This window comes from Pseudomonas sp. P2S-1 (genome assembly GCF_057197725.1).
This window is the reverse complement of sequence record NZ_CM170068.1, coordinates 463,555-481,304: the sequence shown is the minus strand read 5'-3', so window position 1 is coordinate 481,304 and position 17,750 is coordinate 463,555. Positions and strand designations below refer to the sequence as shown.

At 65.0% G+C, this 17,750-nt stretch carries 16 protein-coding genes; 4 read left to right on the top strand and 12 right to left on the bottom strand.

All coding sequences use genetic code 11. The features are described from left to right. Nucleotide 1: 1 nt before the first annotated feature. A complete protein-coding gene (locus AC2CQI_RS02320; protein WP_484579013.1) occupies nucleotides 2–802 on the top strand; it encodes an NAD-dependent epimerase/dehydratase family protein in 801 nt (266 codons plus the stop codon). A 183-nt stretch (nucleotides 803–985) separates the two neighbouring features. On the opposite strand, the gene AC2CQI_RS02315 is transcribed toward AC2CQI_RS02320, so the two are convergent. After that, nucleotides 986–1,879, bottom strand: coding sequence for an AraC family transcriptional regulator (locus tag AC2CQI_RS02315; protein WP_484579012.1), 894 nt, complete (start codon nucleotides 1,877–1,879; stop codon nucleotides 986–988). Nucleotides 1,880–2,045: 166 nt separating this feature from the next. Between AC2CQI_RS02315 and AC2CQI_RS02310 the strand changes: the two genes are divergently transcribed. After that, a complete protein-coding gene (locus AC2CQI_RS02310; protein WP_484579011.1) occupies nucleotides 2,046–3,101 on the top strand; it encodes an NAD(P)-dependent alcohol dehydrogenase in 1,056 nt (351 codons plus the stop codon). A gap of 5 nt (nucleotides 3,102–3,106) precedes the next feature. On the opposite strand, the gene AC2CQI_RS02305 is transcribed toward AC2CQI_RS02310, so the two are convergent. Then, nucleotides 3,107–4,009, bottom strand: a complete 903-nt coding sequence (locus AC2CQI_RS02305) for a LysR family transcriptional regulator (RefSeq protein WP_484579010.1) — start codon at nucleotides 4,007–4,009, stop codon at nucleotides 3,107–3,109. Nucleotides 4,010–4,194: 185 nt separating this feature from the next. Between AC2CQI_RS02305 and AC2CQI_RS02300 the strand changes: the two genes are divergently transcribed. Continuing rightward, nucleotides 4,195–5,211, top strand: a complete 1,017-nt coding sequence (locus tag AC2CQI_RS02300) for an AbrB family transcriptional regulator (protein ID WP_484580572.1) — start codon at nucleotides 4,195–4,197, stop codon at nucleotides 5,209–5,211. Nucleotides 5,212–5,318: 107 nt separating this feature from the next. Here the strand turns inward: AC2CQI_RS02300 and AC2CQI_RS02295 are convergent, their stop codons facing one another. The 7 genes from AC2CQI_RS02295 to AC2CQI_RS02265 form a co-directional block, all read right to left on the bottom strand. After that, the gene (locus AC2CQI_RS02295; RefSeq protein ID WP_484579009.1) at nucleotides 5,319–6,704 is read right to left on the bottom strand and encodes an amino acid permease; all 1,386 of its coding nucleotides are present in this window, start codon (nucleotides 6,702–6,704) and stop codon (nucleotides 5,319–5,321) included. A 63-nt stretch (nucleotides 6,705–6,767) separates the two neighbouring features. Next, entirely contained in the window at nucleotides 6,768–7,115 is a 348-nt protein-coding gene (locus AC2CQI_RS02290) for a RidA family protein (RefSeq protein ID WP_484579008.1), read from the bottom strand. Nucleotides 7,116–7,146: 31 nt separating this feature from the next. Beyond that, nucleotides 7,147–7,863 (bottom strand): ABC transporter ATP-binding protein, encoded by a 717-nt coding sequence (locus AC2CQI_RS02285; RefSeq protein WP_075805465.1) that lies wholly within the window; start codon nucleotides 7,861–7,863, stop codon nucleotides 7,147–7,149. After that, a complete protein-coding gene (locus AC2CQI_RS02280) occupies nucleotides 7,860–8,633 on the bottom strand; it encodes an ABC transporter ATP-binding protein (protein ID WP_484579007.1) in 774 nt (257 codons plus the stop codon). The genes AC2CQI_RS02285 and AC2CQI_RS02280 overlap by 4 nt, the downstream gene beginning before the upstream one ends. Beyond that, complete coding sequence (locus AC2CQI_RS02275; protein ID WP_484579006.1) at nucleotides 8,630–9,877, bottom strand: ABC transporter permease subunit; 1,248 nt, start codon at nucleotides 9,875–9,877, stop codon at nucleotides 8,630–8,632. Before AC2CQI_RS02275 ends, AC2CQI_RS02280 begins: the two co-directional genes overlap by 4 nt. Before the next feature lie 10 nt (nucleotides 9,878–9,887). Beyond that, the gene (locus AC2CQI_RS02270; protein ID WP_484579005.1) at nucleotides 9,888–10,826 is read right to left on the bottom strand and encodes a branched-chain amino acid ABC transporter permease; all 939 of its coding nucleotides are present in this window, start codon (nucleotides 10,824–10,826) and stop codon (nucleotides 9,888–9,890) included. A gap of 135 nt (nucleotides 10,827–10,961) precedes the next feature. Continuing rightward, nucleotides 10,962–12,101 (bottom strand): branched-chain amino acid ABC transporter substrate-binding protein, encoded by a 1,140-nt coding sequence (locus AC2CQI_RS02265; RefSeq protein ID WP_484579004.1) that lies wholly within the window; start codon nucleotides 12,099–12,101, stop codon nucleotides 10,962–10,964. A gap of 380 nt (nucleotides 12,102–12,481) precedes the next feature. Between AC2CQI_RS02265 and AC2CQI_RS02260 the strand changes: the two genes are divergently transcribed. Next, nucleotides 12,482–13,207: a FadR/GntR family transcriptional regulator gene (locus tag AC2CQI_RS02260; RefSeq protein WP_484579003.1), complete on the top strand. Its 726-nt coding sequence runs from the start codon at nucleotides 12,482–12,484 to the stop codon at nucleotides 13,205–13,207. Between the two features lie 116 nt (nucleotides 13,208–13,323). On the opposite strand, the gene AC2CQI_RS02255 is transcribed toward AC2CQI_RS02260, so the two are convergent. The 3 genes from AC2CQI_RS02255 to AC2CQI_RS02245 all read right to left on the bottom strand — a co-directional run bounded on the left by AC2CQI_RS02255 (nucleotide 13,324) and on the right by AC2CQI_RS02245 (nucleotide 17,743). Then, nucleotides 13,324–14,772: an NAD-dependent succinate-semialdehyde dehydrogenase gene (locus tag AC2CQI_RS02255; RefSeq protein ID WP_484579002.1), complete on the bottom strand. Its 1,449-nt coding sequence runs from the start codon at nucleotides 14,770–14,772 to the stop codon at nucleotides 13,324–13,326. 63 nt (nucleotides 14,773–14,835) lie between these two features. After that, a complete protein-coding gene (locus AC2CQI_RS02250; RefSeq protein ID WP_484579001.1) occupies nucleotides 14,836–16,521 on the bottom strand; it encodes a thiamine pyrophosphate-binding protein in 1,686 nt (561 codons plus the stop codon). A gap of 25 nt (nucleotides 16,522–16,546) precedes the next feature. Further along, entirely contained in the window at nucleotides 16,547–17,743 is a 1,197-nt protein-coding gene (locus AC2CQI_RS02245; protein ID WP_484579000.1) for an NAD(P)/FAD-dependent oxidoreductase, read from the bottom strand. Between the last annotated feature and the right edge of the window lie 7 nt (nucleotides 17,744–17,750).

Genomic DNA, 17,750 nt, shown 5'->3' with positions numbered 1-17,750 from the left:
CATGACCACCAGCAAACCCTTCCACCGCCTGCTGCTCACCGGCGCCGCCGGCGGCCTCGGGCAGATCCTGCGCGAGGCCCTGCGGGCCCATACCGCCATCGTTCGTGTTTCCGATATCAGCGAAATGGCGCCGGCTGCCGGCGCCCATGAAGAAGTGCTGCCCTGCGACCTCGCCGACAAGGCCGGGGTCCTGGCCCTGGCCGAGGGTGTCGATGCCATCGTGCACCTGGGCGGAATTTCTACCGAGCGGGCGTTCGAGGAGATTCTCGACGCGAATATCCGCGGCACCTTCCATATCTACGAGGCGGCGCGCAAACAGGGGATCAAGCGGGTGATCTTCGCCAGTTCGAACCATGTCACCGGTTTCTATCCGCAGGACGAGACCGTCGACGCCCACTCGCCGCGCAGGCCGGACTGCTATTACGGGCTGTCGAAGTCCTATGGCGAGGACCTGGCGACCTTCTATTTCCATCGCTATGGCATCGAGACCGTGAGCTTGCGGATCGGCTCGTCATTCCCCGAGCCGCGCAACCTGCGCATGCTCTCGACCTGGCTGAGCTATGCCGACCTGGCGCACCTGGTGGAGCGGGCGCTGCTGGCGGAGGGTGTGGGGCATACGGTGGTCTACGGGGTATCGGCCAACCGTGAGCTGTGGTGGGACAACCGTCATGCGGCGCACCTGGGGTTCGAGCCGAAGGACAGCTCGGAGCGGTTTCGCGGGAAGATGCAGCCGGCGGCGAACGATCCGGGTGCCGGGTTGCAAGGCGGGGCGTTTACCCAGGCGGGGCCGTTCGGCGACTGATCAATCGGGCGCCGCTTGCGCGGCGCATCGCTGGCAAGCCAGCTCCCACAGGGTCCGCGCCGCCCTTGAGAGCACTGCAATACCTGTGGAATGAAGCCACCTCAAGGACTGCGCCGCTCCTGAGAGCACTGCAATACCTGTGGGAGCTGGCTTGCCAGCGATGAGGCCATCAGCAACACCCCATCACCTACTGGCCACCTCCTCCCCAGGATTGCGCGCAAACTGCCGCTTGTACTCGCGACTGAACTGCGAACTGCTCTGATACCCCACCCGATGCGCCACCTGCGCCACCCCCAGCCCTTCGCCGATCAGCATCTGCTGCGCCTTCAACAAGCGCAGGCGCTTCAGATACTGGATCGGCGACAGCAAGGTGGTGCGCTTGAAATGCTCATGAAACGCCGACGCACTCATATTCGCCCGCCCCGCCAGATCATCGATGCTCAACGGCTGGTCATAGTGATCCCGCAGAAACGCCAGTGACGCACCGATCCGCGCAAAATGCCCCTGCTGCTCCACCAACGCCCGCAAGGCCCCGGCCTGCGGCCCGTTGAGCGCCGCGAAATACACCTCGCGCATCCGCGCCGCGCCCATCACCCGGGCATCCTCGTCCCGTTGCAGGCATTGCAGCAGGCGCAGCACCGCCTCCGCCATCGGCTCGTCCAGCGGCGCCGAACTCATGGATTCCGGGGTCTGCGCCCGAGCCAGGCCAGCCGCCAGCGGATCCATGCTCTGGACCATTTCACTCAACACCAGCGGATCCAGCGCCACCGAAACCCCATACAACGGCTCCGCCTCGCTGGCGAAGGTTTCGCACATGAACGGCACCGACAGCGCCTGCACCAGGTACTGCCCGGCGCCATAGTCCAGGGTGCGTTCGCCAAGCCGCGCCAGCTTGCTGCCCTGGGCCAGGATCATCAGGCTGGGCTCGTAGATCTGCGGGCTGCTGGCCACATAGCCGGACCACGACAGCACCTCCACCTCGGGCAGGCGGGTCTCGACGAACCCGGGTCGGGTGGCCAGGGGACGGATCAGGTTGCAGAGGTGTTCAAGGCCGGGCGCGGCTATCGAGGCGGACATGCTGAATCGCTACAGTGGACAGGCCGGCCATGATCCCAGATTTCACCGGTAAATGAGCAGCCCTGGAGGAATAGGCACGACAAACGGAGGAATGCTCATCGGCAGGCGCGGCCGCCGCGCGTAAAGTGCGCCGCCCTCGCAAGTCGCAAAATGAGAGTGTCCCACCATGTACAAAGCCATTGGCTACGCTGCCCAATCCTCCACCGCCCCGCTCACCCCGATGCACTTCGAACGCCGCGCCCCGCGGGCCGACGACGTGGTCATCGAGATCCTCTACTGCGGCGTGTGCCACTCCGATATCCACCAGGCACGCAACGAATGGGGCATCGCCGTGTACCCGCTGATGCCGGGCCACGAGATCATCGGCCGGGTCAGTGCGGTCGGCAGCAATGTCAGCAAATACCAGGCCGGCGACCTGGTCGGGGTGGGCTGCATGGTCGACTCCTGCCGCACCTGCGAAGCCTGTCATGCCGACCTGGAGCAGTACTGCCTGGAAGGCCCGACCATGACCTACACCACCCCGGACCGGGTCGACGGCAGCTACACCCTGGGCGGCTACTCCAACCGCATCGTGGTCAGTGAAGCCTTCGTCGTGCGCATTCCCGACGGCATGGACCTGGCCAGCGCGGCGCCGATCCTCTGTGCGGGCATCACCACGTACTCGCCACTGCGCCACCACGGCGTCGGCCCGGGCCACAAGGTCGGCATCCTCGGCATGGGCGGCCTCGGCCATATGGGCATCAAGCTGGCCAAGGCCCTGGGCGCCGAAGTCACCCTGTTCACCCGCTCCGCCGCCAAGGCTGCCGAAGCGCGCAGCCAGGGTGCCGACCATGTGATCGTGTCCACCGACCCCGAGCAGATGGCCGCCGCGGCGGACCACTTCGATTTCCTGCTGGACACCATCCCGGTGCAGCACGACCTCAACCCGTACCTGCAAACCCTCAAGTTCAATGGCGTGCATATCCTGGTCGGGCTGATCGAGCCGATCGAACCGGCCATCGATGCGGCGCACCTGGTGCTCAAGCGCCGGGTCATCGCCGGGTCGCTGATCGGCGGGATTGCCGAGACCCAGGAGGTCCTGGATTTCTGCGCGGCCCACGACATCCGTTGCGACATCGAGATGCTGGATATCCGCAATATCAATGAAGCCTATGAGCGGATGATCAAGGGGGATGTGAAGTATCGGTTCGTGATCGATATGGCGACCTTGCAGGACGCCTGAGCCCGTCACACCTCGCGGAAAAACCTGCGCCCGTTCTCCCTCAGCAATTCGACCAGTGCATTCGCCGCCGGCGGGATATAACGCCCCGCCGGCAGCGAAATCCCGATGGAACGCAGCATGGTGGTCTGCGCCAGCGGCACTTCCCTCAGGCGCGACATCCCCTGCCCATGTTCAAGTATTTCCCGTGCGACGAAACTCAGCAGCCGGGTCTGGGCGATCAGCCGCGGCAGCATGGAGATGGTATTGGTCTCCACCTGCACCACCGGGACCGGCAACTGGTGTTCGATGAAGGCATTGTCGATCCAGCGCCTGGCACTGACCGTTGGCGCACCGAGCACCCAGCGGTACTGGCACAGGTCCTTCATCGCCACCGGCCCGTCGAACAGCGGATGTTCGGCGCTGGCTACCACCACCATTTCATCCTCGAGTACCGGATAGCTGACGAAGTGCTCTTCATCCGCAACCAGCGGGCAGATGATCACATCCAGCCGATCGGAGCGCAGCGACTCCCTGAGTACGTCGTCCTGGGCGATCGACAGCTTCAGCAGCAGATCCGGCGCCCGCTCCAGCAGCGCAGCGGTGAGCTGGGGCAACAGGTACTCCGCCATGCTCGCCGCACACCCCAGGCGAATCGTGCCGGTCAGGCCACCGGCGAAGTCGCGGATCTCGCGCTCGGTCTCGGCGATGCTCATCTGCAGTTGCCGACCACGGGCCAACAGCAGTTCACCGACATCGGTCAGCTTGATGCGCCGGCCATCGCGCTTGAACAGGCGTGCGCCCAAGGACTCTTCAAGGCGCTGGATGCTTTTGCTCAGGGCCGGCTGGCTACGGTTGAGCTTTTCCGCCGCCCGCCCGAGATGGCCCAGTTCGGCGATGGTTGCGAAGTACTTGAGGTCGCGAAGGTCCATGATTGATGAATTTCAGTTATCGATTGATCGAAAGTAGAAAATAGACTTGATGATTCGCCAAGTCGATAATTTCTCCGCCGACGGCCACTGGCCCGCCGGTCATTGCCCCCCCCCGCAGGAGACTCTCGACCTTGCCTGACCCCACCCCGAAACACCGCCTCCACACCTCCCTTCCCCGCTGGCTGATGCTGATCCTGAGCGCCGGCAGCGCGGGCCAGATCCTCCACGCCCTGTCGGTTCCCGCCGGCCTGTTCCTCGGCCCGATGCTGGTGGCCATCGTCTTCGGTGTCAGCGGCGCCAACCTCAGCCTGCATCGCCAGGTATTCCGCTTCGGCCAGGGTTGCGTCGGCTTGCTGGTGGCCCATTCGGTGACCTGGGCCGTCCTGGTGTCACTGGCCCAGGCCTGGCCGCTGATGCTGTTCGCCACCCTGGTTACCGTGGTGTTGAGTGCCCTGGTGGGCCTGGGCACCGTGCGCTTTGGTGGCATCCCCGGCAGCACGGCAGCCTGGGGCACGGCCCCCGGCGCGGCTTCGGCGATGGTCTCGATGGCCGAGGAATACGGCGCCGATTCGCGGGTCGTGGCGACCATGCAGTATGTGCGGGTGGTGTGCGTGGTGATGGTGGGTTCGCTGGTCAGCCATGCCCTCGGGGCGTCCATCGGTGATGGCCTGGCCGCCAGCGCCGCGCCACTGGTGGCGGCGCCGGACCTGGGCAACATGGCCCTGAGCCTGGGGGTGGTCCTGCTGGGGATCGCGCTGGGCAACCGGCTGCCGGCGGGCGCCTTGCTGGTGCCGTTGCTGCTCGGTGGTGTGTTGCAACTGAGCGGCGTGCTGGTCATCGACATGCCGGAATGGCTGCTGGCCTTCGCCTACGGCGCCATCGGTTGCTACATCGGCCTGCGCTTCGACCGCCAGACCATGGGCTATGTCTGGAAACGCCTGCCGACGATGATCGCCGGGGCACTGGTGCTGATCCTGCTGTGCGCCGGCTGCGCCTGGGTACTGGCACGCATCGCCGGCACGGACTTCCTGTCCATGTACCTGGCCACCAGCCCCGGCGGGCTGGATGCCATGGCGATCATCGCGGTGGAAACCCATGCCGATGTCGGCCTGGTCCTGGCGATGCAAACCTTGCGGCTGTTCGGGGTGATCCTGACCGGGGCGTTCTGTGCGAGGCAGATCATTCGCCTGACCCAGCGTTGAACGCTATCGCCCCGCCTGCCCCAAAACGACATCGATATCCCAGCCTTCATCCAGCGCCCTGGCCAGGCGCCCCTCGATCACCTCCGATGAGGCCATCAGCAGCACCCTCAATCCACAGCAGCCGCCAACCCCGGCACCCGCTGCCGGGTAAAGCACACCAGCAGGATGAACAGGGTCACCCCCGCCGTCATCAGCGCCTCGTAGCGATAGGCATCGCTGACCAGCATATAGCCCAGCACCGTGAGGATCGCCGCGATCACCAGCCAGGTCAGCCAAGGGAACAGCCACATGCGAAACGCCAGTGGCGTCCCTGCCCGCTCGGCTCGCGCCCGCATGCGCAGCTGGGACACGGCGATCACCAGGTACACCAGCAAGGCAATCGACCCGGTGGTCGAGAGCAGGAAGCTGAACACCTTGCCCGGAAACACATAGTTCACGACACAGCCGCCAAACCCGGCCAGGGTCGACAACAACACCGCCACCACCGGCACGCCATTGCGCGAGACCCGCCGGACAATCGGCAGCGCCTCGCCCCGGGCACCCAGCGAATGCAACATGCGCGACGCGGTATACAGCCCCGAGTTCATGCAACTGGTCACCGCCACCAGCACCACCAGGTCGACGATCAGCTTGGCCCCCGGCACATTCAGCACCTCCAGCACCCGTTGGAAAGACCCCACCGCCTTGAGCCCCGGGTCATTCCAGGCCACCAGCGACACCACCAGGAAGATCGACGCCAGGTAGAAGATCGCGATGCGGTACACCACCAGGTTGGTGGCACGACGGATCTTATCCTGGGGATTGGAGATTTCATCGGCGGCAATGGTGACGATCTCGGCACCGAAGAACGAGAAGATGGTGATCAGCACCCCGCCCAGCACCGTGCCGAAACCATTGGGCATGAAACCGCCATTGGCCCACAGCTGGCTGACCCCGGAAACCTGCGCCAGTGGCCAGAAACCAGACACCGCCATGCCACCGACCACGATAAAGGCGATGATCGCCAGCACCTTGACCAGGGCGAACCAGAATTCGAACTCGCCGAAGTTCTTCACGCTGACCAGGTTGCTGCAGGCCAGCACGCCCATGATCAGGAAGGCGAACAACCAGGACGGCACGGCCGGGAACCAGGCGTGCAGGATGTCCGCGCCAGCGATAGCCTCGACCGGGATGATCAGCACCCAGAACCACCAGTACAGCCAGCCGATGGTAAAACCAGCCCAGGGCCCGATGGCCTGCCCGGCATAGGTGGAGAACGAGCCGCTGTCGGGGTTGGCCACGGCCATTTCGCCGAGCATGCGCATCACCAGCAACACCAGCAGGCCGGTCATGGCGTAGGAGATGAGAATCGCCGGGCCGGCCGAGGCGATGGCATTGGATGAACCAATGAACAGGCCGGCACCGATGATGCCGGCAATGGAAATCATGGAGACCTGACGGGAGGTCAGGCCATGTTGCAGGGAGCCGTGTTTTTCTTGTGATTGCGACGTCATCTGAAACCTTCGATGCACTTCGCCGTCGCGCGGACGACGGCGAGATAAAGCCAATACCGTCCCTCAGGCCGCGGCGGTAACGATGATTTCCACCAGCATGCCGGGCCTGGTCATGCGCACCTGGCCAGTGGAACGGGCCGGGGCGTGCGCCGTGTCGACCCAGGCATCCCAGACCTGGTTGACCTCGTCGAAGTCGCGCAGATCGTCCAGCCACAGCTGGACGTTGAGGATGCGGCGCTTGTCAGTGCCGGCCTGGGCCAGCAGCTCATCGATCTTGCCCAGCACCTCGCGGGCCTGGTCGGCGGCGGAGGTTCCCGGCGTGCCGACCTGGCCGGTCAGGTAGACCACGCCGTTGTGCTTTACCCCATGGTGGACCCGGGTATCGAATCCGTAGCGTTCAATCTGGCTCACAGCTTTTCCTCTCCATTCAAAAACAGCCCGGTCATTCGCCGAGATAGGCCTTCTGCACCTGCTGGTCATGCAGCAGTTCGTGGCAATCACCCGCCAGGGCAATGCGCCCGGAATCGATCACATAGGCGCGGTCGCAAGTCTGCAGCGCCAGGCGCGCGTTCTGCTCCACCAGCAGCAGGGTCACGCCGCCCTTGACCACCTCGCGGATGGTTTCGAAGATCTTCTGCACGATGATCGGCGCCAGGCCCATGGACGGCTCGTCCAGCAACAGCAGCTTGGGCCGGCCCATCAACGCGCGAGAGATCGCCAGCATCTGCTGCTCGCCGCCGGACATGGTCCCGGCCAGCTGGAAGGCGCGTTCCTTGAGACGCGGGAAAATGCCGTACATGCGCTCGATATCGGCGTTGATCGCGTCCTTGCCGTCGCGCCGGGAAAAGGCGCCCATTTCCAGGTTCTCGTGCACGGTCAGCTTGGGGAAGATGCCCCGCCCTTCCGGCACCAGGGCCAGGCCCTCGCGGATCAGGTCATAGGCCTTGATCGCCGAATGGGCCTTGCCGTCGAAGGTGATCTGCCCGGCACTCGGAGTGAGCAGGCCGCCAAGGGTCTTCAGCGTGGTGGTCTTGCCAGCACCGTTGGCGCCGATCAGGGCGACCATCTCGCCTTCGCGGACCTTGAGGTCGATGCCCTTGATCGCCTGGATCGCACCGTAGGCGACCTTGAGGTCGCTGACTTCGAGAATGTTCTTCATGCCTCTACCTCCGCACCGAGGTACGCCTCGATGACCTTGGGATCCTTCTGCACGTCGGCCGGCAGGCCGTCGGCGATCTTGCGACCGAATTCCAGCACGGTGACGTGGTCGCACAGGCCCATGACCAGCTTCACGTCGTGCTCGATCAGCAGCACCGTCTTGCCGTCCGCCTGCATCTTGCACATCAGCTTGCGCAGGCCTTCGGTCTCCGAAGCGTTCATGCCGGCGGCGGGCTCGTCGAGGGCGATCAGCTTGGGTTCGGTGGCCAGGGCGCGGGCGATTTCCAGGCGGCGCTGGTCGCCGTAGGAGAGGTTTTTCGCCAGTTCGCTGCCGAGGTGGGCGATGCCGACGTAGTCCAGCCAATGGCGCGCAGCCTGGCGGATCTCGCGCTCCTCGCGCACGCAGGCGGCGGTACGCAGGATGGCGCCGAACACACCGCTGCGGGTACGCACATGGCGGCCGATCATCACGTTCTCCAGGGCCGTCATGTTGTGGAACAGGCGGATGTTCTGGAAGGTCCGCGAGATGCCGGCTTCCACCACCTTGTCCGGCTTGCTGATGCGCAGCGGCTTGCCGTCGAACATCACCCGCCCCTGCTCGGCCTGGTACAGCCCGGTGAGCACGTTGAACAGGGTGGTCTTGCCGGCGCCGTTGGGGCCGAGCAGGCCGCGGATCTCGCCGCGGCGGATGTTCAGGTCGATGCCATGCAGGGCCTGCAGGCCGCCGAAGAACTTGCTGACCTGATGCAGTTCGAGAAGGATATCGCTCATGCCTTGTCCGCCTCTTTGGCCGGGTATTCGAAGGAAGCCTCGCTGGCCGGCGCATGCACTGCCGAGCTCAATGCCGCCGGTACGGGGGCGGGCTCGGGGTCGGCGTCATGCAGCTCGGCGCGACGGCGATCGGACGGCCACAGGCCTTCGGGACGGAAACGCATGACCAGGATCAGGGCAAAGCCGAACACCAGCATGCGCAGGGTCGAGGCATCCAGCACGTTGCGCAGGATGTCGCGGCTGACGAAGGTGACGTTGTCCATTACCCAGGGCTGGATCCAGTTGACCAGGTCGCGGAACAGCTCGGGCATCACCGACAGGATCAGCGCCCCCAGGACCACGCCACGAATCGAACCCATGCCACCGAGCACCACCATGGCCAGGACCATGATCGATTCCATCAGGGTGAAGGACTCGGGGCTGACGAAGCCCTGGTAGCTGGAGAACAGCACCCCGGACACCCCGCCGAAGGTGGCGCCCATGGCGAAGGCCAGCAGCTTGAGGTTGCGCTTGTTCAGGCCCATGGCCTCGGCCGCCACTTCATCCTCGCGCAGGGCCATCCAGGCGCGGCCGATGCGCGAGACTTCGAGGCGCTTGGAAAGGACGATGCAGAGAATCACGATGAACAGGAAGAACAGGTAGTAGCTGATCACCGGCGACACGTTCAGGCCGAACAGGCTCCAGCTTTCCTGCAGCGACAGCACCGGCGCCGCGCCCTGCCCCGGTGCGTGGCTCCAGGCACCGAAATCCATATGCAGCGGGGCGATGTTGCTGATGCCCTGGGGACCGTTGGTGAGGTTCAGCGGCTGGTCGAGATTGTTCATGAAGATGCGGATGATCTCGCCGAAGCCCAGGGTGACAATGGCCAGGTAGTCACCACGCAGCTTGAGCACCGGGGCGCCGATCAGCACCCCGCAGATGGCTGCGGCCACGGCCGCCACGGGGATGATCACCCACAGCGGCCAGTCCAGCACGCTACCGGTCAGCCCGGCCATGTTCAGGTGCGGCGAGGCGAGCAAGGCGTACAGGTAGGCGCCGATGGCGTAGAAGCCGATATAGCCCATGTCCAGCAGGCCGGCGTAGCCGATCACGATGTTCAGGCCCAGGGCCAGGAGCACGTAGAGCATGGCGAAGCCGAGGATGCGCACCCAGGTCGGGCCGAGCATGGGGATGGCGTCGACCAGGAACGGCAAGGCGATGAAACCGAGGATCAGCAACAGGTATTGGGTCTTGTGGTTTTTCATCACGGCCACCTCAGGCGCGGTCGGCCTGGCGTTCGCCAAGCAGGCCATTGGGGCGGAACAGCAGGACCAGGATCAGCACGGCGAAGGCGAAGATGTCCTGGTAGTTGGCACCGAGGAAACCGCCGGTGAACTGCCCGGCATACCCCGCCGCCAGCGACTCGATCAGCCCCAGCAACAGGCCGCCGGCCATGGCCCCGAAGAGGTTGCCGATACCGCCGAGCACCGCCGCGGAGAAGGCTTTCAGGCCCAGCAGCAGGCCCATGTAGGCGTCGGCCTGGCCGTAGTTGATGGCGCGCATCACCCCGGCGATCGCGCCAAGGCTGGCGCCGATCAGGAAGGTCGCGGAAATCACCCGGTTGATATTGATGCCCATCAGCCCGGCCACTTCCTGGTTCTGCGCGGTGGCGCGCATGGCCTTGCCAAGGCGGGTCTTGTCCACCAGCAGCCAGAGGCCGAGCATGATCACCACGGAGATGATCATGATCGACACCTGCACGTTGGTCAGGGTGGCGCCGAAGATGTCCACCGGCTGGGTTTCGATCACTTCCGGGAAGGTCTTGTAGCCGCGCCCCCAGATCATCATCGCCAGGTTCTGCAAGGCGATGGAAATACCGATGGCGAGGATCAGCGGGGTCAGGCGCGGCGCCTTGCGCAGCGGCCGGTAGGCGTATTTCTCCATGCCCTGGGCCAGCAGCATGCACACCACCGCCGCGGCCATGATCGCCAGGAGCAAGGTGACGATGCCCGGCGCAAAGCCTGCGCCCGCCAGCATGGAGAGAACCGAAATGGTGACCATGGCGCCAACCATCACCACTTCGCCATGGGCGAAGTTGATCAGGCCGATGATCCCGTAGACCATGGTGTAGCCCAGCGCGACCAGGGCGTAGATGCTGCCCAGCACCAGGCCGTTGAGGACCTGTTGCAACAAAATATCGAAAGTACCGTCCACGAGCTGAATCCTCGAAACTGCATTGAGGTCGCCACGGCGGTGGAGTGACCGCACGCGCGACTGGCCTGGCAGGTGGGAAAAAATCTTCTTGTTATGCGGCGGGCCTCGCGGGCCCGCTTGTTATTGGGACAAAGCTCAGTCGCGCTCGACCGACAGGGTTTTCCAGCCGCCGTCGGCGAACTGGAACACGGTGGCGGCCGGGCTTTTCAGGTTGCCCTTGTCGTCGAAGGCGATGGTCCCGGTGACGCCTTCGTAGCTCTCGCTCTTGAGCACCGGCAGGTAGGTCTTGGGATCGGCGGAACCGGCCTTGACCATGGCGTTGATCGCCGCCCAGGTGGCGTCGTAGGCCGCCGGCGAGGACTGCACCACACCGACGCCGAACTTGTCCTTGAGCTTCTGCTCGAAAGCCGCGCCCTTGGGCATGTCCAGCAGCGGCGTGCCGTAGTTCCAGGCGTAGACGCCGTCGGCAGCGCTGCCGGCCATCTGCTTGAACTGTTCGTTGGGCAGGTTGCCGATGTTCATGAAGCGCGCCTTCAGGCCGAGGTTCTTCATCTGCTTGGCCATGGGTGCAGCCTGGTAGTCGAGGGCGGCGAAGAACACTGCATCGGCCTTCTGTGCCTTGGCCGTGGTGAGGATGGCGTTGAAGTCGGTGGACTTGTCGTTGGTGTACTCGCGTACCACCACATTGCCGCCGGCCGCCTTGACCGCCTTGGTCACCTCGTCGGCCAGGCCCTGGCCGTAGGCGGTACGGTCATCGAAGATGGCGATGCGCTTGGCTTCGAGCTTGTTGACCAGGTAGTTGCCGGCGTAACGGCCGAGGGTCGCGTCGTCGTTGACCACGCGGAACACCGAAGGGATGCCCTGCTGGGTCAACGCCGGGTTGGTGGCGGACGGCGAGATCTGCGGGACGCCGGCGGCGGCATAGATCTTCGAAGCGGGAATGCTGGTACCGGAGTTGTAGTGACCGATCACCACCGCCACCTTCGAGTCCACCAGGCGCTGGGCCACGGCAGTGCCGGTGCGGGGGTCGGCGACATCGTCCTCGGAGACCAGCTTGAACTCGGCCACTTCGCCACCGATCTTCAGTTGTTGCTGGTTGGCTTCCTCGATGGCGATCTGGATGCCGTGCTCGACATCCTGCCCCTGGTGTGCCGAAGGCCCGGTGAGGGGGCCGGCGAAACCGATCTTGACCACTTCCGCCTGCGCGGTCCCCATGGCCATGAACAACGTTACCGCGGTCGCTAGGGCTGTACGCCCGCCGATATTCTTCTTCATTTTTTCAGCTCCCAGTAGTGGTCGGACGAACCAGCGAGAAACAGGGCAAGCCAATGGGGTGCACGCAAGCAGACCGAGCACCTCGTCATCGCTTACCGCTTGCGATTGGCCAGAACGCCATCGCACTTGTAAGATAACAGTCAGCAGGCAACTGTCAATGGGTGTATGCTTGGGAAAAATGTAAAAAGCCTGGCAAGCGCCGGAGGCGAACCCAAGCGGAAATCAGGGCCCGCCACCTGCCTGGTCAGATGTTTGATAACATATGGCTACATAATCACCGCTGGTTGGCTACGGATCCCGACCGCATGGGGCTTACGGGCTGCGCATGACCTGGCGGAGAATCAACCGTGATGAGCCAAATCAGTTTCAGGAGCAATTCGATGAATGCGTCGTTAGGCACGCGCCGCGCCAATCTGGCGGAAACCGTGATCCAGGAGCTGTCCGGGCGGATCGACAATGGCACCTACCGGCCCGGCGACAAGCTGCCGTCCGAGCAGGAGCTGTGCAAGGAATTCGGGGTCAGCCGCCCGGTGATCCGCGAGGCCGTGGCCTCGCTGCGCCTCGGCGGCCGCCTCATTGCCCGCCAGGGGGTGGGGGTGTTCGTGGTCGAGCAGGATGTGAAGCGCATCGGCTTCGCCATCGACAGCGTGGTCGATGATGTACGCGCAGCGGCGCACATCCTCGAATTGCGCCTGGGCATCGAGACCGAATCGGTGGCCCGTGCTGCCGAGCGCCGCAGCCCGACCAGCATGGCGCAGATCACCGAAGCCTTCGACCGCTTCAATGCGCTGGACGGGGCGAGCCTGGAAGAAGAAGCCAAGGCCGACTTCGAATTCCACCTGGCGATTGCCCGGGCCACCAACAACCCGCACTTCACCCAACTGCTCGAAGCCCTGGGGCCGGACATCATCCTTGACCTCAACCTCAAGCATGGCCAGGTGACGGGCAAGAACCGCCAGACCCATATCAAGAAGATCGGCCGCGAGCATGGTGCGATCCTTTCGGCGATCACCATGGGTGATGTGAACGGGGCACGGACGGCGTTGCGCAAGCACCTGGAAGAGAGTCTGTCGCGGTACCAGCGGGTGCTTGATAGCAAGAATTGAGGTCGCCTGGACCGGCCTCATCGCTGGCAAGCCAGCTCCCACAGGGTCAGCACAAATCTTGAGATCTGTGCAGTACCTGTGGGAGCTGGCTTGCCAGCGATGGAGCCATCAGCATTTCACAAACCTAAACAGACGTACTTGATCTCCAGGTAATCCTCGATCCCGTACCGCGACCCCTCCCGCCCCAGCCCCGACGCCTTGACCCCACCAAACGGCGCGACCTCGGTCGCCACCACCCCGACATTGACCCCGACCATCCCGTATTCCAGCGCCTCCGAGACCCGCCACACACGCCCCAGATCCCGCGCATACAGGTAGCAGGCCAGGCCGAACTCGGTGTCATTGGCCGCCGCGATCACCTCCTCCTCGCTGGAGAAGCGGAAGATCGGCGCTACCGGCCCGAAGATCTCCTCCCGCGCCACGCGCATCTGCGGCGTGACATCCGCCAGCAAGGTCGGCTCGAAGAACGCATCACCCAGCGCATGCCGACGCCCACCCGCGACCACCCGGGCACCCGCCTCCACCGCCTCGCTGACCATGCGCTCCACCCCGGTGGCCGCACGCCCGTCGATCATCGGTCCGACCTGAGTTCCCGGCTGATCGCCCTCGCCCACCACCAGCTCGTTCACCCGCTCGGCAAAGCGCTGCACGAAGCGCTCGTAGATGCCGTCCTGGATATAGAAGCGGTTGGCACAGACACAGGTCTGCCCACTGTTGCGGAACTTGGCGATCAGCGCACCTTCCACCGCCTTCTCCAGGTCGGCGTCATCGAAGACGATAAACGGCGCATTGCCGCCCAGCTCCATGGTCACCTTCTTCACCGTCGCCGCGCATTGCTGCAGCAACTGGATGCCGATTGGCGTCGAGCCGGTGAACGACAGCTTGCGCACCACCGGGCTGGCCGTCAGCTCACCACCGATGGCCGCGGAATCCCCGGTCACCACGCTGAGCACACCCGGCGGAATACCCGCGCGCTCCGCCAATACACACAGCGCCAGGGCACTGAACGGTGTCTGCGAGGCCGGCTTGAGTACCAGGGTGCAGCCCGCCGCCAGCGCAGGGGCGGCCTTGCGGGTGATCATCGCCGAGGGGAAGTTCCATGGCGTGATCGCCGCGCAGACGCCAATCGGTTCCTTGGTCACCAGCAGGCGGCGGTCGGCATTCGGCGACGGGATCACATCGCCATAGATGCGCTTGCCCTCCTCGGCATAGAACTCCAGATAGGACGCGGCAAAGGCGATCTCTCCACGGGATTCGGCCAGGGGCTTGCCCTGCTCGGCGGTCATGATCCGCGCCAGGTCTTCCTGGTGGGCCATGATCTCGCGGAACCAGGCTTGCAGGCGCGCCGCCCGCTCCTTGGCAGTCAAGGCGCGCCAGACCGGCAGGGCACGCTCGGCGGCGGCGATGGCGCGACGGGTCTCTTCGCCGCCCATGCGCGGCACATGCCCCAGCACCTCGCCATTGGCCGGATTGGTCACGGCAATGCGCTGGCCGCTATCGGCCGCCAGCCATTGCCCGTCGATATAGCAACACTCACGCAGCAGGTCGTGATCGGCAAGTTTCATGTCGATTGGCTCGTTCGAAAAAGGGAAAAAGGTGGGGCCGTACCGCGCCCCACCCGAGGTGAATCAGCGCGCGGACTGCAACGCCTTCTCGCGGATCTGGCTGAGGGTCATGCGCGGGGTCAGGGCTTCCGGATCCACCTGGATCTCGATCAGCGCCGCCCTGCCGGAGGCCTGGCAGCGCTCGAAGGCGCCGGCGAAGTCCTCGGTGCGGGTCACGGTCTCGCCATGCAGGCCGTAGGCCCGGGCCAGGGCGGCGAAGTCCGGGTTATGCAGCTCGGTGCCGGAAACCCGGCCCGGGTAGCTGCGCTCCTGGTGCATGCGGATGGTGCCGTACATGCCGTTGTTGATCACGATGGTGATCAGCCGGGCGTCGTAGTGCGCCGCCGTGGCCAGCTCCTGGCCGTTCATCATGAAGCAGCCGTCACCGGCGAAGGCGATCACCGTGCGCTGCGGGTAGGTCAGCTTGGCCGCCACCGCCGCCGGCACGCCGTAGCCCATGGAGCCGTTGGTCGGGCCCAGCAAGGTGCGGAACACCCGGTGCTGGTAGCCACGGTGTACCCAGCCGGTGTAGTTGCCGGCGCCACAGGTGAGGATGCTATCGGCCGGCAGGGTCTTGTTCAGCCAGGCGATCACTTCGCTCATCTGCACATCGCCGGGCGAGCGCGGGGTCTCGAAGTTGCCGCGATAGCCGCGATTGAGGCTGGCGACCCAGTCCTCGAAGGCCGCTGGCGCCACCGCCGGCAAGGCCGCAGCCTGGGCCAGGAAGCTGGCCGGCCCGGCATTGATGCCCAGGGTCGGCTGGTAGACCCGGCCGATCTCCTCGGCACTGGCATGCACATGGACCAGGGCCTGCTTCGGCGTCGGAATATCCACCAGGGCATAGCCACCGGTGGTCATCTCGCCGAGACGGGCACCGACCACGATCAGCAGGTCGGCGCCTTTCACCGCCTCCACCAGCGCCGGGCCGGCCGCCAGGCCAAGGTCACCGGCATAGTGCGGGTCGGTGTTGTCGAACAGGTCCTGGCAGCGGAACGAGGCCGCCAGGGGCAGGTTCTGCACTTCGACGAAGCGCTTGAGGTCGGCCACCGCCGCAGCATTCCAGCCACCACCACCGGCGATCACCAGCGGCTTGCCGGCCTTGCCGATCAGCGTTTGCAACTCGGCCAGCGCCGCCGGAGCCGGTGCCGCCTCGACGCGCTGCGCCGGGCGGGCATCGGCCACCGAGACCAGATCGGTCAGCATGTCTTCCGGCAACGCCACTACCACTGGGCCCGGGCGCCCGCTGATGGCGCGCTGGAAGGCCTGATTGACCAGCTCGGGAATCCGCGCCGCGTCGTCGATCTGCACCACCCACTTGGCCATCTGCCCGAACATGCGCCGGTAGTCCACCTCCTGGAAAGCCTCGCGCTCGATCTGGTCGCGGGCCACCTGGCCGATGAACAGGATCATCGGCGTCGAGTCCTGGAACGCCGTGTGGACGCCCACCGAGGCGTTGGTCGCGCCCGGGCCGCGGGTGACCATGCAGATCCCCGGCTTGCCGGTGAGCTTGCCGTAGGCCTCGGCCATGTAGGCCGCCCCGCCCTCCTGGCGGCAGACGATCAGGTCGATCTCGTCCTGCACGTCATGCAGCGCATCGAGCACCGCCAGGTAGCTTTCGCCGGGCACGCAGAAGGCGCGCTCGACCCCGTTGACCCGCAAGGCATCGACCAGGACCTGCCCGCCGCTGCGTACTGCTGTGTTGTCGCTCATTGTTGTTCTCCTTCAGGCAGCGCGCTCAGATAACCGAGTCTTCGAGGAACGGCTTGTTGTCGATGACCCGCTGGTAGGACAGCGCGCCCAGGTCCAGCGAGCGATAGCCGCCATAGGTGATCAGCTCGGACAGACCGCGCCCGATGGCGGGCGCCTGCTGCAGGCCGTGGCCGCTGAAACCGTTGCAGAAAAGGAAGTTGCCCACCTCGTTGTGCGGGCCGACGATGGCGTTGTGGTCGAGCACGCAGAAGTCGTAGTGCCCGGCCCAGAAGTTGACCACCTTGATCCCTTCGAAGGCCGGCACGCGCTCGGCGAGGATCGGCCAGACCTCTTCGTCGAACTCGTCGTGCATGACGTCGAAGTCCTCGAAGTCCACTTCCGGGTCGTGTTTCGGGTAGGTGCCACCGAGGTAGAACTGGCCTTCAGGACGGAAGAACACCCCGGTCGGATCGATGGTCAACGGCACCGTGCCTTGCAGCGGGGTGCGGCAATCGAAGACGAACAGCGAGCGGCGGCGTGGCTCCACCGGAATATCCAGGCCGGCCAGACGGGCGACCTTGGTGCCCCGGGTGCCAGCGCAGTTGACCAGCACGCCGCAGCCGATGCGCTCGCCACTGGCCAGTTGCACGCCGGTGATGCGGTCGCCTTCACGCTGAATGCCGACCACCTCGTTCTCGATGTACTCGATGCCCATGGCGCGCGCCTTGCGCCGGAAGCCGTTGAGCATGCCGAGGCTATCGAACCAGCCCTCGCCGGTCTTGCCGTAGCTGGCCCCGGCCAGGGAATCGATATTCACCCAGGGGAACCGCCGCGCCAGTTGCTCGGGGTCGAGCAGGTGCACGTCGGCGCCATGGGACACCTGGGTGTCGTGCAGGCGGCGCAGCACCTCGTAGCCCTTGTCGTCGCCGAGGAACAGGTAGCCGTTCTCGTGGAAGGCCAGGTTCGGCTTGTCGCCGTCCACTTCCATGACCTCGGGGAAGTTGCGCACGAACTCGGCACCGAACTTCGAGATCTCGATATTGATCGGGTTGGAGAACTGCTGGCGGATCGAGCTGCTGGACAGCGCGGTGGCCGACTTGTTGTAGGTCCAGTCACGCTCGATGACCAGCACCGAACCCTTGAAGTCCGGGTTGTTGGCGAGGAAGTAGGCGGTGGAGCTGCCGTTGACCGCGCCACCGACGATCACCACATCGTAATTCTGTTGTTTAGCCGTGGAAGCCATGATTCAG

Coding starts and splice junctions, on each gene's coding strand:
- AC2CQI_RS02320 (WP_484579013.1), top strand. CDS start 2: ATGACCACCAGCAAACCCTTCCACCGCCTGCTGCTCACCGGCGCCGCC.
- AC2CQI_RS02315 (WP_484579012.1), bottom strand. CDS start 1,879: ATGTCCGCCTCGATAGCCGCGCCCGGCCTTGAACACCTCTGCAACCTG.
- AC2CQI_RS02310 (WP_484579011.1), top strand. CDS start 2,046: ATGTACAAAGCCATTGGCTACGCTGCCCAATCCTCCACCGCCCCGCTC.
- AC2CQI_RS02305 (WP_484579010.1), bottom strand. CDS start 4,009: ATGGACCTTCGCGACCTCAAGTACTTCGCAACCATCGCCGAACTGGGC.
- AC2CQI_RS02300 (WP_484580572.1), top strand. CDS start 4,195: ATGCTGATCCTGAGCGCCGGCAGCGCGGGCCAGATCCTCCACGCCCTG.
- AC2CQI_RS02295 (WP_484579009.1), bottom strand. CDS start 6,704: ATGACGTCGCAATCACAAGAAAAACACGGCTCCCTGCAACATGGCCTG.
- AC2CQI_RS02285 (WP_075805465.1), bottom strand. CDS start 7,863: ATGAAGAACATTCTCGAAGTCAGCGACCTCAAGGTCGCCTACGGTGCG.
- AC2CQI_RS02280 (WP_484579007.1), bottom strand. CDS start 8,633: ATGAGCGATATCCTTCTCGAACTGCATCAGGTCAGCAAGTTCTTCGGC.
- AC2CQI_RS02275 (WP_484579006.1), bottom strand. CDS start 9,877: ATGAAAAACCACAAGACCCAATACCTGTTGCTGATCCTCGGTTTCATC.
- AC2CQI_RS02265 (WP_484579004.1), bottom strand. CDS start 12,101: ATGAAGAAGAATATCGGCGGGCGTACAGCCCTAGCGACCGCGGTAACG.
- AC2CQI_RS02260 (WP_484579003.1), top strand. CDS start 12,482: ATGAATGCGTCGTTAGGCACGCGCCGCGCCAATCTGGCGGAAACCGTG.
- AC2CQI_RS02255 (WP_484579002.1), bottom strand. CDS start 14,772: ATGAAACTTGCCGATCACGACCTGCTGCGTGAGTGTTGCTATATCGAC.
- AC2CQI_RS02250 (WP_484579001.1), bottom strand. CDS start 16,521: ATGAGCGACAACACAGCAGTACGCAGCGGCGGGCAGGTCCTGGTCGAT.
- AC2CQI_RS02245 (WP_484579000.1), bottom strand. CDS start 17,743: ATGGCTTCCACGGCTAAACAACAGAATTACGATGTGGTGATCGTCGGT.